General features: G+C 57.9%; 14 protein-coding genes. All 14 read right to left on the bottom strand.

Translation table 11 applies throughout. The features are described 5' to 3' along the window. Nucleotides 1-15 precede the first annotated feature (15 nt). Nucleotides 16-1,635 carry a flagellar hook-length control protein FliK gene (locus ACMTNU_RS10855; RefSeq protein WP_413935268.1) on the bottom strand — a complete coding sequence of 540 codons (1,620 nt, stop codon included), beginning with the start codon at nucleotides 1,633-1,635 and terminating at the stop codon, nucleotides 16-18. Between the two features lie 343 nt (nucleotides 1,636-1,978). Beyond that, nucleotides 1,979-2,734, bottom strand: a complete 756-nt coding sequence (locus ACMTNU_RS10850; RefSeq protein ID WP_413935267.1) for a MotE family protein — start codon at nucleotides 2,732-2,734, stop codon at nucleotides 1,979-1,981. After that, complete coding sequence (locus ACMTNU_RS10845; RefSeq protein WP_413935266.1) at nucleotides 2,731-3,171, bottom strand: flagellar export protein FliJ; 441 nt, start codon at nucleotides 3,169-3,171, stop codon at nucleotides 2,731-2,733. The genes ACMTNU_RS10850 and ACMTNU_RS10845 overlap by 4 nt, the downstream gene beginning before the upstream one ends. Then, nucleotides 3,168-4,475, bottom strand: a complete 1,308-nt coding sequence (locus ACMTNU_RS10840; protein ID WP_413935265.1) for a FliI/YscN family ATPase — start codon at nucleotides 4,473-4,475, stop codon at nucleotides 3,168-3,170. The genes ACMTNU_RS10845 and ACMTNU_RS10840 overlap by 4 nt, the downstream gene beginning before the upstream one ends. Further along, on the bottom strand, nucleotides 4,465-4,656 hold the full coding sequence (locus tag ACMTNU_RS10835) for a hypothetical protein (RefSeq protein WP_413935264.1): 192 nt from the start codon (nucleotides 4,654-4,656) through the stop codon (nucleotides 4,465-4,467). Before ACMTNU_RS10835 ends, ACMTNU_RS10840 begins: the two co-directional genes overlap by 11 nt. Further along, complete coding sequence (locus ACMTNU_RS10830) at nucleotides 4,646-5,671, bottom strand: response regulator (protein ID WP_413935263.1); 1,026 nt, start codon at nucleotides 5,669-5,671, stop codon at nucleotides 4,646-4,648. The genes ACMTNU_RS10835 and ACMTNU_RS10830 overlap by 11 nt, the downstream gene beginning before the upstream one ends. Continuing rightward, the gene (gene fliG / locus ACMTNU_RS10825; protein WP_413935262.1) at nucleotides 5,671-6,663 is read right to left on the bottom strand and encodes a flagellar motor switch protein FliG; all 993 of its coding nucleotides are present in this window, start codon (nucleotides 6,661-6,663) and stop codon (nucleotides 5,671-5,673) included. Before fliG ends, ACMTNU_RS10830 begins: the two co-directional genes overlap by 1 nt. A 9-nt stretch (nucleotides 6,664-6,672) precedes the next feature. Then, a complete protein-coding gene (fliF, locus tag ACMTNU_RS10820) occupies nucleotides 6,673-8,238 on the bottom strand; it encodes a flagellar basal-body MS-ring/collar protein FliF (RefSeq protein ID WP_413935261.1) in 1,566 nt (521 codons plus the stop codon). Between the two features lie 33 nt (nucleotides 8,239-8,271). Further along, nucleotides 8,272-8,586 (bottom strand): flagellar hook-basal body complex protein FliE, encoded by a 315-nt coding sequence (gene fliE / locus ACMTNU_RS10815; RefSeq protein ID WP_413935260.1) that lies wholly within the window; start codon nucleotides 8,584-8,586, stop codon nucleotides 8,272-8,274. Continuing rightward, nucleotides 8,586-9,035, bottom strand: coding sequence for a flagellar basal body rod protein FlgC (flgC, locus tag ACMTNU_RS10810; RefSeq protein WP_413935259.1), 450 nt, complete (start codon nucleotides 9,033-9,035; stop codon nucleotides 8,586-8,588). Before flgC ends, fliE begins: the two co-directional genes overlap by 1 nt. Before the next feature lie 68 nt (nucleotides 9,036-9,103). Next, nucleotides 9,104-9,514 (bottom strand): flagellar basal body rod protein FlgB, encoded by a 411-nt coding sequence (gene flgB / locus ACMTNU_RS10805; RefSeq protein WP_413935258.1) that lies wholly within the window; start codon nucleotides 9,512-9,514, stop codon nucleotides 9,104-9,106. Nucleotides 9,515-9,698: 184 nt separating this feature from the next. Next, entirely contained in the window at nucleotides 9,699-11,114 is a 1,416-nt protein-coding gene (locus ACMTNU_RS10800) for a sigma-54-dependent transcriptional regulator (protein WP_413935257.1), read from the bottom strand. Next, a complete protein-coding gene (locus ACMTNU_RS10795) occupies nucleotides 11,107-12,405 on the bottom strand; it encodes a two-component system sensor histidine kinase NtrB (RefSeq protein WP_413935255.1) in 1,299 nt (432 codons plus the stop codon). The genes ACMTNU_RS10800 and ACMTNU_RS10795 overlap by 8 nt, the downstream gene beginning before the upstream one ends. Next, the gene (locus ACMTNU_RS10790) at nucleotides 12,402-14,543 is read right to left on the bottom strand and encodes a tetratricopeptide repeat protein (RefSeq protein ID WP_413935254.1); all 2,142 of its coding nucleotides are present in this window, start codon (nucleotides 14,541-14,543) and stop codon (nucleotides 12,402-12,404) included. The genes ACMTNU_RS10795 and ACMTNU_RS10790 overlap by 4 nt, the downstream gene beginning before the upstream one ends. Nucleotides 14,544-14,668 lie beyond the last annotated feature (125 nt).

Below are 14,668 nucleotides of genomic sequence, written 5' to 3'. Positions count from 1 at the left end.
AAATCTCCCTTAGGCTTACGCCACCACGTTCAGCCGTCCCTGGAGTGGACGGTACCGTTCATCCGACCACCCGTGAGCCTGCTCTCGAGTGTCCCCCTGGGATCCTTGATGTCCGGACCGTCCCTGTTCATGAAACAATCCCTGTTGGAACGACCGCCCACCACTCTGGCGATCGATATCCACTCGAAACTGTCCCATGTCGAGTCCGTTCGCTTGAAGCGATGTTTGCAGTCTGTCCTGTCCGTTGATCAGGAACTGGCCAACCTCCACCCGATCCGTCGAGAAATGGGCGTGAACAGACTCATTCATCATGGCCACGCGGATGTTGACATGCCCCAACTCCGGTTGAGCCACCTCCAACACCACTGATCGTAAGAGTGAATGCGTCGGTGTCGGAGTCACGTCAGGCACGTGGGAGACTGGCTGCGCCGGCGGCACACTCACAGTTGGAGCAGGTGCCGTTGGTATGGAAATGGTCTGACTTTGCGCGACAGCCGCATACGGTTCCGTTGTGCGGCCGTTCATGGATGGAAGGTCAATAGCCATCCTCTGAAACAGCTTGGGCTCAGGATCGCCCTGCTGCCGACCATCATGTTCATGCCCTGACTGGCTGAACAGCTCTTTCTGATCAACAATGAGCGACTGTCCATGAGGGTTGATCCCTTGAGTCCTTGGACCGGTTTCTCCCTGATCCTCCTGAGCAAGCACAAGGAGAGGCGGCTGATTGTCCGGTGAATGATGGACGACACCGGACTCCCCTCGATCAAGCGCAGCCACGTTGCGATCGAATTGATTCCCCGGCAATAGCTTCCCGTCATGGGTTTGGGCAAGCCGGACAATATTGTGGTCGGAAGATGAAATGGTCCCACCGGATGATGAGGGTTGAATCACAGCGTGAGCTTGCGCAGAATCGGCTGCGTTCTCCGTGACGTCGCTCTCACCCACCGTGCCCCCCAGCTCCATGGACTGCGTGACGCGAGACTCTCCCTTCAGAGACAGTGATGAATGCTGAGCCTGTTCTGGCACGTCAGTCGGTAAGCTAATGGTTCCTTGCTCCGCTGAGCGGCGCTCGGCCGGCCGTACTGAAGCATCAGTCGCCACACGTGCTGCTGACGACTCTGCAGACGAACTCGGTTCGCGGCCGATTTCGCCTACGCCTTCGTGCGTCTCCTGTCCCTCGCTGAGCATCATCTGAGCTTCTGCCTGGGACAGGTTTGCCGATGCCATCGACACAAACATCTGTCCTTCGGCTGCCGATCCTGAGTTACTCTGCGGCGATGCCGATTCGGATTCCTCCCGTAAACTGTCCATTGTCTGGCTTTGAGCGTCGTTTGACTGTTCACTATCTGAGGTACGAGCCTGGAGGGCCTCAGACCGTTCCGTTTGGGATGCCCCTGAATTGAGGCCTTTGGCTTGCTTGGGATCCGGTCGATCCTCGACCTTGTGGGATCCTCGAGGACTATCCGCTTCCTGCGTATTGCTCTTCTTCTCTTCACTACGGACCCCCTGCAATACAGACGAAAAGCTCTTCCGAACAGCAGGACCGCTGTAAGAAGCAGATCGAGCAGTCCGCACAAGCCCATCCGAGGTAGCGGTCGGTGCAGCGGAGAGCAGATCTGGCACAATGAACTCCATGGCTATCAGTCCTCGTGAGATTCCGGCAGGGTGAAATACAAGCCTCGTGCCAAGTTGACAGTTCATAAGGAACTGAAATATCGAGCAGTTGTGATTCAACTCCCGATCACATGGAGGGAAGGAGGAAAATATTTCTGGGTCGTAGGCAAAATGGATCGGAGTGGGAGAGAGCCCGCTCAGGGTCGACCCAGAGCGAAACCGAGGGGTTGAGGGACAATACCGCCTTAGCGAGTAACTCGTGAAGCGTCGCACGTGAGGCGTGAAGCATCCGAATCCTGGAACGAAATACGCTTCACGGCGCTGTCTCGACAATCATTGGGGACGCGTTCAGGAATACTTCAGGCTAGGGCGTTTGGACCAGCAACTGTTCGGTGAGTTTGGCAGCGCGATCTGCCTTCACTTGGGAGAGGATTGCTCCGGCAGTTTTGGACTTGACCATTCGCAGAATTTCAATCGCTTTTCGGTCCGGCATCCGCTCAAGACGTGCCGCGGCATCCTCCGACGGCATCGACTCAAAGATTTTGGCCAGCTGCGCCCGCTGATCCTGTGCTCCACGATCTTTGTCCGCTTGAATCTTGGTCGATTGAGCCGCAGGGCGTTCCTCTTTGGCCCGTGCGCTCTGTATCCGCTTTTCCAACGCCTCGTTCTGCTCAAGGAGTTCCTCAACCTGGCTCCTCACGATCATGAGCCGTTCTTCATTCTGTCGAATGACTTCCTCTCGTCGATCCAGATCGCGCTTTCGTTGATCCAGCATCTCGAGTACTTCACGGGGCATCTCGATTGCCGGTCCCTGAGGCGCTGATCGGACCGCAGCCATCGTCCCATCCTTGGCTTCAGATTCGTGCGGTGGTCCCTCTGGCACGGAGGGTTGCCCTTCTTGCTTGGCAGAATTGTGCGGCGCCGAGACCTTTGGCTTGGGATCTGAAGAGGCCTGTCCCAACTGAACCATGACCCAAAACAGAATTGTCGAAACGACCAATCCCCCGACCATCGTCCAAAGCGATCCACGCCGATTCTGCCTCAGCCGCGGCGCGAGCCACGGCCACCGAGTAGCGAGGGTGAACGGAGACATCTTCATCGGATTGCTTGGCCGCTTCATGAATCGCCTCGATCTCGAATGGGGATCCGGCGACTTGCAGTCTCGTCTTCAGCCCATTGCTCCCGGCGGGCACTCACCGCCTGCAGGGCTGCCTGACGCTGGTCGACCACTTTCTCAAGAAGCTTACATTCCTGCCTGGCTTCAACAAGCCGTTCGTGAGTCTGCTGCCACAGACCGGTCGCATGATCGATTGAGGCACGGACTTGCCGCAGCGCAGACCGCTGGGCATCCATTTTCCCCTGCCATTGCAACAGATCCTCGATCGTCAGACCCTGCCCGGCCTGCTGAGCATAGAGCTCAGTATCCGCCTGAATCTGAACTTCCATGGTGCGATACTGTGCTTCACTGTGAGTAAGCGCTTGTGTGATTTGCGACAATTCCATCATCAGTGACTCGACGGTCTGTGCCCGCACCTTTCGTATCGAATCGAGACTCATGCCGATTGCCCCGCCAACGCCTCAAGTTCCTGCACCGATGATGCCATGTTGGCAGGCTGATCGATCGCCTGTCGGAGATATCCGTTGATCGAATCCTGGGCTTGCACGGCTTTATCAAGTCCTACATTCATCCCGGCTTTGTACGCGCCTAACAGGACGAGATCTTCGGACTGTTGATACCGAGCCATCAGTTCAAGCACCCGCCTGGCGGCATCATGATGCGCCTTCCCGACAATATCCCTCATGACACGGCTCGTGCTCTGGAGCAGATCAATGGCCGGGAAGTGATTGCGTGCGGCCAACGTACGTGACAACACAATATGACCATCCAAGATCGATCGAACGGTATCGGCAATGGGATCACTCAGGTCATCGCCATCCACCAACACAGTATACAGACCTGTAATGGTTCCCGGTCCGGGCCCCGTTCCCACACGCTCCAAAAGTTTTGGAAGAAGCGCAAACACGGATGGCGTATAGCCTTTTGTTGTCGGTGGCTCTCCGATGGCCAGTCCGACCTCTCTCTGGCTATAGGCCAGTCGCGTGAGTGAATCCATCAACAAGAGTACTTGCTGTCCTGCATCACGGAAGTATTCGGCGATCGTCGTGGCCACCAACGCGGCTCGTAGACGGATCAACGGAGCTTGGTCGGACGTTGCGACGACCACGACCGTTCGCGCAAGTGCATCGGCCCCCAGGTCACGCTCAAGAAACTCGTTGACCTCTCGCCCTCGTTCTCCGATGAGTGCAATGACGTTGACATCTGCCTTTGTGTAGCGACTGATCATCCCTAACAGGACGCTCTTTCCGACTCCTGAACCTGAAAAAATCCCCATCTTTTGTCCACGGCCACAGGTCAAGAATCCGTTGATCGCACGAACACCGAGATCAAGAGGATCCTGAATGCGTGCCCGCTCAAGGGGATTCGGTGCGGCAGCATGGAGCGGATAGCGGTGACTCGTCTTCGGCGTTCCTTTCCCGTCGATGGGGTCCCCGCATCCATCCAGAATCCTGCCCAATAAGCCAGGTCCGACCGCGAGGCTTGCCACCTGCCCAGTCATAGTGATGCGGCTGGCTGGTCCGATTCCACGCATGTCTCCAAGCGGCATCAACAACACACGGTCTCCACGAAATCCGACCACCTCCGCCATAATCGGCGCGGCACCCACCTCTCTTGTGATACGGCAGAGCTCACCAATGGTCGTCATTGGACCATAGCCTTCCACCACCATCCCCACGGCCTGGGCCACCCGTCCGGATACCTCAATAGGTTCGATGTGCTCAAGCAGATGACTAAGACTCATGCGGCACCCCAAGCTGCACCACCTGCCCCAAACGAGCTGACTGCATCGCAAGAGACGCATCCGCCATCCATGGAAGGGTCGTCATCGGGTCATAGTCGTTTACCACTCCCCCCACGGCCTGGGCCACCCGTCCGGATATCTCAATGGGTTCGATGTGCTCAAGCAGATGACTACGACTCATGCCGCACCCCAGGCTGCATCGCCTGCCCCAAGCAAGCCAACTGCGTCTCAAGGGAGGCATCCACCAATCGCGTACTGGTATGCAACAGGCAACTTCCCCGTGGAAGTGATGGGACCGCTTCAACATTGATGACGAAGGGAGTGTCTCGCTGTCCTGCCAGTTCAGCCTTGGCCGCTTCCAAAACACCGGCATCCAATGGATGTGCTTGAATCACCACGCTCTCCGCGTCGCGGAGCGCATTGATCCCTGCCTTGGCCTGAACAACGATCTGCTCACGGCACGATTCGGCCGACTCATGAAGAATCTTGGAAGCCACTTGAAACGCCAATTCGATCACGTCCGCTTCCATCGTCTGCCGCACCGTTCCCCGCGCCATGTCAAACTGTCTGGCCGCGTTGGTCAGCACGGCCACGGCCTGTCGGCGTTCATCCTCCGCGAGCCGTCGTCCTTCCGCCAACCCACGTTCATATTCCGCGGGCCCATCGGCTCCGCGAAACATCCCCCCCTCGTCGAACGTGTGAAAGGGCGCATCCTGTAGCCGGATCGCCCCGGACCGGACGGCTGCATGCTTCACCACCGCATGTTCCCCTCGCGCCAGATGAATCGCCAATAAACGCCGGACTGTGGCGATAACGGCCTCGGTCTGAAACGGTTTCAAGAAGAAATCGACAGCTCCGGCTTTCATCGCTCGCACAGCAAGCTCGATGGTCGCCGCCCCGGTCATCACCGCTCCGATGATCCGATTGTCGAGTTTCTGTACTTCTTCCAGGACGGCGATGCCGTCGCCATCCGGCAGCAACACGTCGACGATCAGCACCGTCGGGACAATCTGCCTGACCATCGCCAGGGCTTCCTGTCCCGAACCGGCAACGCGGACATTGATGCGCTCGGACCTGAAGAGCTCCAGAAAGAGATTCCGAATGCTTTCTTCATCATCGACGACAAGGACCGATCCCTGGACTCTCGAAAGTCCCTGCCCGTGAGAAGACATCAACGGCATAGCCGCAGCCGCCACTAGAGCATCTCCTCTCCGACACCGGCGATGACGATACGGCCTTCGTCCTCCAGCTTTCGGCAGACTTTGAGAATGTTTTGTTGCGCTTTTTCCACATCGGATACTTTGACCGGTCCCCTGGCTTCCATATCATCCTTCAGCATTTCCGCAGCACGACTCGACATATTCTTGAAGAACTTTTCCTTCACTTCCGGATTGGCGCCGCGCAGCGCCACTGGCAAATCTTCCTTGCTGATTTCCTTCATGAGCTCCTGAATTCCACGATCATCCACTTTCACCATATCGTCGAAGACAAACATCAGTGCCCGAATGTTGTCGGCGAGCGTTTGGCTTTTCTCCGTGATACGCGCCATGATGCCGCCTTCATTCGTTTTATCCATTCGCATCAGAATGTTGGCGATCACCTCGGTGCCACCGACACTATGCGCACCGCCCCCTGTACCTGCCAACAATGTTTCTTGTAGCGTATCGCTCAGTTCCTCCAGCACATCCGGCTGCACCTCTTCCATGGTTGCCAGCCGAAGCGCTACATCCCCGCGCATGTCCTCCGGAAGCGAGGCCAGGACCTGGCCGGCCTGGTCACTCTCCAGATGCGCCAGGATGACGGCGACTGTTTGGGCATGTTCTATCTTCAGCATTTGCGTAAGCGTTTTCACGTCGACCCACTTCAACGCTTCAATTCCAGGATAATTTTTCTGCGTCATGGACTCAATGATCCGCGCCGCCTTGTCTGCTCCCAGTGCTTTGGTCAGCACGGTTTTGATGAACTCTCGTCCTTGGAATTGCACGCCTCCCGCGGCGCTCGCCGCCTGAAAATCAGAAATGACCACTTCTTCATCCTCTCGGGAGATTTGAGCGGTTCCGTTCATGAAGCTCCCCAGCTTCTTGATCTCCTTCGGATCCAGTTGCTTCATGACTTGGGCGGCCGCTTCTTCACCGATCGCCCGAAGCAAAATCGCCGCTTTTTGTTCACCGGTCAGAGTATTTGCCATTGCCAGACTCTAGGTTGGACTTTTCAACCACTCTTTGACGACCACGGCCGTCGCATCAGGGTTTTTTTTGGCCATATCAATGATCTGCGCTCGATCCGGAGCACCCGGCAAGGTCGTTCCACCCCCATGGGTCGCACCAGAAAGCTCGGCCACAGACGCCTCTGCCTGTGCCTGTTCCATGTTTGTTCCCAACATGGCGAGCAACGGCCGCACGACAAACATGAGAATAACGGCAAAGAGAAGGATCCCCACTCCGTATCGAAGATAGGGCATCCACGGTTTCAACCCTTCCGATGCCACTTCCGCCGTCCCCGCCTGCGGTTCCTCGGCTTCCGTCCCAAACTGCACGTTCACAACTTGCACCTGATCTTGTCGTTCGGCCGAGAACCCCATCGCCTTTTTCACGATGTCTTCGATCCGCTTGAGATCCTCTTCCGAGCGTGGAATATACTTTCGTGCCGCAGCGGGAGCCTCCCCCGTCTGGCCTTCGCCGGCCTTGGCGGCTTCATACACCCCGTCGACTAATACCGCGACGGACAGCTGCTTGATGGCACCGACAGGTTCCACAATTTTCGACACGGTGCGACTGATTTCATAATTGACCGTTTCGTTTTTCGTTTGACTGCTGTTCGAACTGCTTTGTGCCGGCTCAACATCCGTCCCGGGCGGCACGTTCGACTGAACGCCTGGCACGCCGCCTCCAACCCCGTTACTCCCATTAGACTTCTCTTGGCCGCGCTGTTCGCTTCTCACCACCTGGCTATTCGGATCATACCGCTCTTCCGTCGTTTCGACTTTCCTGAAATCCACGACACTCGAGACACGAACAACGGCCTTATTGGGTCCGACGATTCGTTCCAACATCGTTTGGATGCGCGTCTCGATGTCCTTTTCAATGCTGCGCTGATAATCAAGCTGTGTATTGGTCAGCCCGGCCGTCTCATCCGTCACCGTCGCCGACAAGAGACGTCCGTGTCCGTCCACTACGGTCACATCGCGGGATTGAAGCCCCTCCACACTGCTCGATACCAAATGAATGACCCCCTGCACCTGTGCCGGCGAGAGCTGCTGGCCGCCACGAAGCGTGACGATCACGGAGGCTCTCGCTTTCTCCTGCTCACTCGCGAACAGTCGTCGCTCCGGTATGGCCAGATGGACGCGGGCCCGTTCCACTTCCGGCATCTGCGCAATGGTTCTCGCCAATTCCCCCTGCAAGGCCCGACGGTAATTCAACTTCTGAACAAATTCGGACATCCCGATTGAAGTCTTGTCGAAAATCTCGAACCCGACTCCACCGCCGTGAGGAAGCCCTTGGGTCGCAAGTTGCAATCGCAGGTCGTGAACCTGGTCGCTGGGCACCAGTACGGTTGAACCGCCTCCGGTCGTCTCGTACGGCACCTTGGTCTCCTTGAGCTTATCGATAATGGCGGCGGCGTCTTCGCTGCCAAGGTGGGTGAACAGCACTTGCATATCAGGCTGTTGCGTCCACAAGGCGATGGCGATCAGACCGGCAATGGATCCCGCCAAGGCGACGAGGATGATCATCCGTTGATTGATGGAAAACTTGGAGAACATGCCCACCCCTTACTCGTCAACCGAGACGACCGATCAGATTTGCATCCGTTGAATTTCCTCGTAAGCGGTCACCAGCTTGTTCCTGACCTGCATCATCAATTGGAACGACACATCCGCTTGCTGCAGCGCAACCATGGTCCGATGAATGTCTTGCGTCTCGCCGGTCATGAGCGCATCGACCGCCCGACTCGCTTCCTTTTGCGCATCGTTGACATTGCCGATCGCCGACTTGAGCGAATCGAGGAATCCTGGTCCGCCTGCTTTTCCAGTCGTGCCCGTGGATCCAGTCGATGCCACATCGACAATAGGAGCGATGCCGGATGCCACACCAGTGATTGGCCCCATCATTACCTCCCGATTTCCAGCGCCTTGTTCCACATCGTGCGTGTCGCATTGATCGCCTGCACGTTCGCTTCATACGCGCGCGACGCCCCGATCATATTCACCATTTCCTCCATCACATTGACGTTGGGAAGCCGGACGAATCCTTTTGGATCGGCATCCGGATGGTGTGGATCGTAGATCAGTTGCCCGGGCTTGGGATCTTCTTGCACCCGTGAAACAGAAACCCCTTCAAGAGCATGGGCCGATGGGCCCACAACCACCTGCCGAAACGATCGCTGAAATGCACTGGGAACCGCCGTCGATCGAAAGACCACGTCCCGCCGCTTATACGGACCGCCTGACGGCGTTTTCGTCGACTGCGCGTTGGCAAGATTGCTGGCAATGACGTTGAGTCGTCGCCGTTGGGCATCTAACCCGGACACCGAGACAGCCAGACTGTCGGACATCTCCATAGGAAACCTCCTAGGTATCAAAAATGACTCGTCAACCGCCTCCCTGAGGTGGGAGGCTCAGCAATTCGTTAACGTCCCTCCCGTATGGCATTCAACAGCCCGTGAAACTTCTTCGAAAGGATGGTGGCGGCAGCGTTATACTGCATGACGTTTTCGGACAACTTCGCCATCTCCAATTCGAGATTGACCGAGTTGGCATCGAGCGGAATGTCGCCGGCCGGCACTTCATTGAGCTTTCCGGTCACGGCCTGCACTCCCTCCGCCCCCCTGAGCCCAAAATGCCGCGGCTGGGTCGCCGCCAGGACAATGGGGAGACGCCCCTTGTGTGCCGACTGCAGTTGATCCATGAACGTCAGCTCCGATGCACGATAGCCCGGCGTTTCTTCGTTGGCGAGATTGGAGGCGATGACCCGTTGTCGACCACTACGAAGGTCGAGCGTGCGCTCCAACAACCGCATTGTTCGATCGAAGATCGTCATACTCCTGACTCCTTTCAGCGTGACATCCCCTCGTCCTTGCAACCTGGATGCCGGTCTTCACATTCAAAGGTCACCCGCCGACGCAGTTCCAGGCTGCACGTCCTGGGTTCAGCCCTCCCGCCTCTTCAGCACTCAGTCACACACATGGATTGCCTGGAACAAATTTGCCCATCGGCAATTCTGGTTACCCTCCCGGCGAACTGGACGCCGAGTGTTCGCCCTCCCGATACTCCCGGAGTTTGTTGCGGAGCGTGCGAATGCTGATGCCCAACTCTTTCGCCGCATGCGTCCGATTGTCTTTCACGCGGGCCAAGGTTTTGAAAATCAGCTCTCGCTCCATCTCCCACAGCGACCCATTGGCCGGTTGCGCTGCACGCACAAACGGGATGGTAACCTCCTCGCTCCGTTCAGGAGGACAATGTTCCGGCAAGATTGCGCCCTGGCCGGCTAACAACAACGCCCGTTCCATCACGTTCTCCAACTCACGCACATTTCCTTTCCAGGGCAACCGTTGCAAATGTGCCAGAGCACCCTCCGACACGACCGGGGGGGTCAGACCGTTTCTCATGGCCGATTGGTTCACAAAGTGGCGCGCGAGGATGGGAATATCGACGACCCGCTCTCGTAACGGTGGCACCGTTACGGGAAAGACGTTTAATCGATAATAGAGATCTTCACGAAAGCGGCCTTGCTCAACCTCCCGATAGAGCACACGGTTCGTCGTGGCGATGACACGAATGTTGACGGGAACCGGGTCACGCCCGCCGATCCGATCCACCTCACGTTCCTGTAGGACGCGCAACAGTTTCGCCTGGAGGGCCAGATTCATTTCGCTGATTTCGTCCAAGAGGAGGGTGCCGGTGTGAGCCATCTCGAACTTCCCGACTTTCCGGATGACGGCACCGGTAAAGGCACCTCGCTCATGACCGAAGAGTTCACTCTCCAATAATCCATCGGGAAGCGCGGCACAGTTGACTGCAATAAACGGTCGATGGGCCCGTGGACTTCGCAAGTGGATAAACCGTGCCAGCAACTCTTTGCCCGTTCCGCTTTCACCATGAATCAGGACGGTGGCCTGACTGGAGGCCACTCCTTCTATCGTGCTCAGGAGTCTCACCATCCCCGGATCTTGGCTGAGCAGGGCTCGGTGTTCCACCTGATGAACCGGCTGACCGAGGCCAACCCCTTCCTCACGGCCTGCTTTGAGATTGGCAATCGCCCGTTCCAGCACATCCATGGAAAATGGCTTCAGCAGATATTCGCTGGCTCCCAGCTTCATGGCCTCAACGGCGGTTTCAACCGTCCCATAGGCCGTCATGAGGACAATCGCCGTCTGAGGGGCGCGGGCCTTCATCTCCTTGATCAGCTCGAGACCAGTGAGGCGCGGCATGCGCAAATCGGTCAAGACCAACCAAGGACGAAACTTTGTGATCCGCTCCAATGCCTCTGTCCCATCAACCGCTCCCTGTACGGCATAGCCGAGTCGCCTGATAGTTTCCATCAAGGCGATACGCATCGACGGATCGTCGTCAACGACCAGAATCCGCTCCTGCTCCTCACCGGTTTCTGCCGTCGGGACTTGCTTCTCACGGTCACTCATAAGACGAATCCTCCATGAGGACGATCTCTCCCGCCGATCGCTCGGCGTCATTGACATCACAGTCTTCGCAACCGGGGCCGGTCTTGGCACTCACGTCTCCGGCTACCGAAGGATGAGGGAGTATGATTGAACAGGCCGTGCCCTGCCCCACCGTGCTCTCGACGTCGATCCGTCCATGGTGGGCGTCCACAATGGAATGCACGATGGCGAGCCCCAGACCCGTGCCCTCGTCTTTCGTCGTAAAAAATGGATCGAACAGGCGCGACCGATGCGCCGGATCGATCCCCATACCGGAATCACGGACGGTCAGTCGTACTGCGGGAGACCCCAGCGTCTGAAGCGGCTCCTGGGAGAGACTGATTCCTAACTCGCCTCCGTTCGGCATCGCCTGTACGGCATTGACGACCAGGTTCACAACGACCTGTTTCAACTGTCCATCGTGACACCACAACAATGGCACCTCCCGGCTGATGTCCATACGGATGTTCACGGGTACTTTGGCAATCGCATGAGCGGCCAACTCGATCGAGTCGCTGAGTAACGATTCCGTGTCGTGCCACGCGCGGGTCAAGTGCACCGGGCGCATATACAGCAGCAGATTCGCCAACAGACCATCCATCAACCGAACGGCCTGCGAAATCTGCTGCGCGTACCGTTGCGTAGGTTCATGCGCGTCGAGGTCTCGTTGCAGCAGAGACGCAAAGAGTTCCACACTGCCCAATGGATTGCGGATCTCATGCGCGATCCGACCGATCAACTCACCCATCGCGGCGAGCCGATCCTTTCGTTGCAATTGCTCTTCGAGTTGATAGACCCGGGTGATGTCCTGAAGCAGCACAAGCTGCCCGGAATCATCACCGGAGTCGTTTCGAAGCGGGACCTGGCTGATGGACACCACGCTCTGTCCGATGCGTTGCGGGCGATCAGAGACGGTGAGGCCTCGCTCCGCCAAGACCTCCGGGATGCGATGATTTCGCAGTTCCACATCGCTCGCCCCAAGGAGCTGCTCCGCGGCGCGATTGCTGCGAGTGATGACCCCGCATTCGTCCACCACCACCACCCCCGTCGACAACGACTCAAGAATGCCATCCAAGCGCACGCGCATGGCTTCGTTATCGACAAGCTGTCGCCGAAGCGCATCGTTGCTCTGCGCAAGTTCGGCATCCATCTCCTCCACCCGTGCCGTGAGCGCACTGTAGGATTGCTGTAACGTATGCGCGGCCTCGTCGAAACTCTGAAACGCCGCCTGCAAGAGGGCCCGTTCGTCCGGATTCGTCGCCAGGCTGGTCATAGCCCCTCCGCTTTTCCTGTATGCCGGACCGTCTGCGCGGCCCCCTTGAGCGAGGCCGAGAGCCGGTTGACCATCTCGTCATCCGCGCGGCCGAGTTCCGCCAGCGCCACCGTGGCGCGATCGTATTGCTTCAGTGCAGTCCAGTGCTGTGCCATTTGCAAGCGAGCCCATTCAGCCTGGCGCACATTGGGTTTTTTCTCCAATACCGACTGATACGCTGCGATCGCTCGTTCGTGCCGATTCAGCCGTGACAATGTGTCCGCGTAGGTCAACAGCGTATCGGAAGACGCGACCGCCCCGACCTTGAGACCTTCTTCATACGCGAGCGCCGACTCTTCGAGCTTCTCCAGCTCTCCCAACGTCTTGGCCAGCTCAAGGTACATCGCGGGGCGCTCCCGATGACCGGGATGGCGCAGCAGCCACGTGCGGCACAACTGGAGGAGACCCTGCATGTCTCGCTGCTGCCGCATAGTCTTCACCAGCAATAGCACGACTTCCCCTTCGTAGGCTCCAAGCGGAAACTGAAAGCGATATCGCTCGAACACCTTCCGCGCCGCATCGGGGTCGCGCTGATCCAGATAGATTTTGCCAAGCCCGATCAAGGCCGGCTCGATCAACCCTGGCTCGGCGTGCGCCTTGATCACCTGCTGGTAAAGGCTGCTCCCTTCCGTCGAGAATCCCAGCCGACGATGCGCGTCAGCAATCTGCAGCAAGAGGGGCGATCGCGCATACCGTTGTCTGGCCACAGTTCCATGCCGATGGAACAAACTGACCACCGTCAGATCATCCTGCGAGGCGATAGCGGCTTCCATCCATGGAGTCAGCAGCGCAGTCAGGCGGTCTGCCGCTTTCGTCGCCCAGGGATCGGTCACCTGGGCCGTCTTCAGCGTGATCTCCCGGTAGAGTCCAATCGCCTGGTTCATGTCATGACGCTGCTCTGCCGCTTTCGCCAGATAAAAGAGTGCCTCGCTCCCGGCTGGGTTTTCCGCTTCTCGCGCGGCAATGTCTTCCAACAGTGCTCGGTACGATGCGGCGTTCTGAAACGGAACTGGGACATCGTGCATCATGGCACTGACGGTCCGCCCCAGTGACTCGATGTCGCTGGTCTGCATCGTCTCCGTCTGCTGAGCCGCTAAGCGGAGCTTGGCTGTCGTGGCCGGCAGGCTATAGGGATAGAGCGCGGGAAGAAGGGCATAGACAAACTCTGCAAGTCGCTGGTTCGCGCCGGCCCTCAGGCTCTCGGCGAGCTGTAACAGCGCCGCGGGCGTATGCTCATAGCGGGGATAGAGGTTATACAACAAGAGCAGCAACTCCCTTGCGGAGGTTTCATGCTGGAGCCTGATTTCCGTCACGGCAAACCGGTGAATCGCAAGCGGATCTGCCTTGACCAAACGCGGCCACCGTCGATAGGCGAGGTCAAAGAGCGGTTGGGCGTCGGAATATCGCTGTTGCCGATACAAGGCATGGGCTAACCCCAGCGTGGCACCTTGCAACAGCGGCTCGTGCTCCGTCCGTGTGCGCACATTTGAAAACGCATGCTCCGCCTCGCTCCACTTACCCATCGCCATAAACGCATAACCCAGACCGAGCAACGATCGTGGACCATCGAAGTGACGGCTCTCGGCATGCGCCATCGCTTGCTCATAGAACACCTGGGCTTCTTGATACCATCCTTGCTCAAAGTAGAGATCACCCATCCGCCACTCTGCTCTCCGGGCATTGACCGACTGCGGATGGTCTCGCACGAGTTTCTTATACTCCTGGATTCCCGACGCGCGACCTTGGCCGGAGGAGTCCTCACGAAGGGCCAACTCAATGAGAAACGCCTTGGCCGACGGCACAAGCGGGCTTTCAGGGTGGTCCGTGACAATCTTGACGAAGAATCGTTGAGCCTCCGCCCACGCTTGCTTCCTGTACGCAGACTGCCCCTCCTGCCAAGCCAATCCATCGATCCCGGTCGACTGACCTTCCAGCCGTGGGCCATCGTCCGGCAAGAGCAGAGCAAGCCGTTCAACCGGCGCCTGGCTTTTCACCGCGGCCAGCCGTCCACCGGCGGGCATACCGGAACTCTTCCCCGAGGGAAGCGCCTGTCCGATGACCAGCTGAGGCCCGGCCGCCCAGACGACACTCAGGAGCATCACTCCGACATATAGAAGACGGCATAGATTCACAGCGGGAAGACATCAGCAAGGCTCATGCCCTTCGCCACACTCAAAAACTTGAGGAAAATCAGGAGAGTTATGGAGAGGAATTGAGAATCAGC

The sequence above is a fragment of the Nitrospira sp. BLG_1 genome, assembly GCF_047338595.1.
GTDB lineage: Bacteria > Nitrospirota > Nitrospiria > Nitrospirales > Nitrospiraceae > Nitrospira_D.
The sequence above is the reverse complement of the archived record's forward strand: the minus strand, read 5'-3'. Positions and strand labels throughout refer to the sequence as shown.

Bases quoted from the DNA above. Each gene is read 5' to 3' on its own strand.
- ACMTNU_RS10855 (WP_413935268.1), bottom strand. From the start codon at position 1,635: ATGGAGTTCATTGTGCCAGATCTGCTCTCCGCTGCACCGACCGCTACC.
- ACMTNU_RS10850 (WP_413935267.1), bottom strand. From the start codon at position 2,734: ATGAAGCGGCCAAGCAATCCGATGAAGATGTCTCCGTTCACCCTCGCT.
- ACMTNU_RS10845 (WP_413935266.1), bottom strand. From the start codon at position 3,171: ATGAGTCTCGATTCGATACGAAAGGTGCGGGCACAGACCGTCGAGTCA.
- ACMTNU_RS10840 (WP_413935265.1), bottom strand. From the start codon at position 4,475: ATGAGTCTTAGTCATCTGCTTGAGCACATCGAACCTATTGAGGTATCC.
- ACMTNU_RS10835 (WP_413935264.1), bottom strand. From the start codon at position 4,656: ATGAGTCGTAGTCATCTGCTTGAGCACATCGAACCCATTGAGATATCC.
- fliG (WP_413935262.1), bottom strand. From the start codon at position 6,663: ATGGCAAATACTCTGACCGGTGAACAAAAAGCGGCGATTTTGCTTCGG.
- fliF (WP_413935261.1), bottom strand. From the start codon at position 8,238: ATGTTCTCCAAGTTTTCCATCAATCAACGGATGATCATCCTCGTCGCC.
- fliE (WP_413935260.1), bottom strand. From the start codon at position 8,586: ATGATGGGGCCAATCACTGGTGTGGCATCCGGCATCGCTCCTATTGTC.
- flgC (WP_413935259.1), bottom strand. From the start codon at position 9,035: ATGGAGATGTCCGACAGTCTGGCTGTCTCGGTGTCCGGGTTAGATGCC.
- flgB (WP_413935258.1), bottom strand. From the start codon at position 9,514: ATGACGATCTTCGATCGAACAATGCGGTTGTTGGAGCGCACGCTCGAC.
- ACMTNU_RS10800 (WP_413935257.1), bottom strand. From the start codon at position 11,114: ATGAGTGACCGTGAGAAGCAAGTCCCGACGGCAGAAACCGGTGAGGAG.
- ACMTNU_RS10795 (WP_413935255.1), bottom strand. From the start codon at position 12,405: ATGACCAGCCTGGCGACGAATCCGGACGAACGGGCCCTCTTGCAGGCG.
- ACMTNU_RS10790 (WP_413935254.1), bottom strand. From the start codon at position 14,543: ATGCTCCTGAGTGTCGTCTGGGCGGCCGGGCCTCAGCTGGTCATCGGA.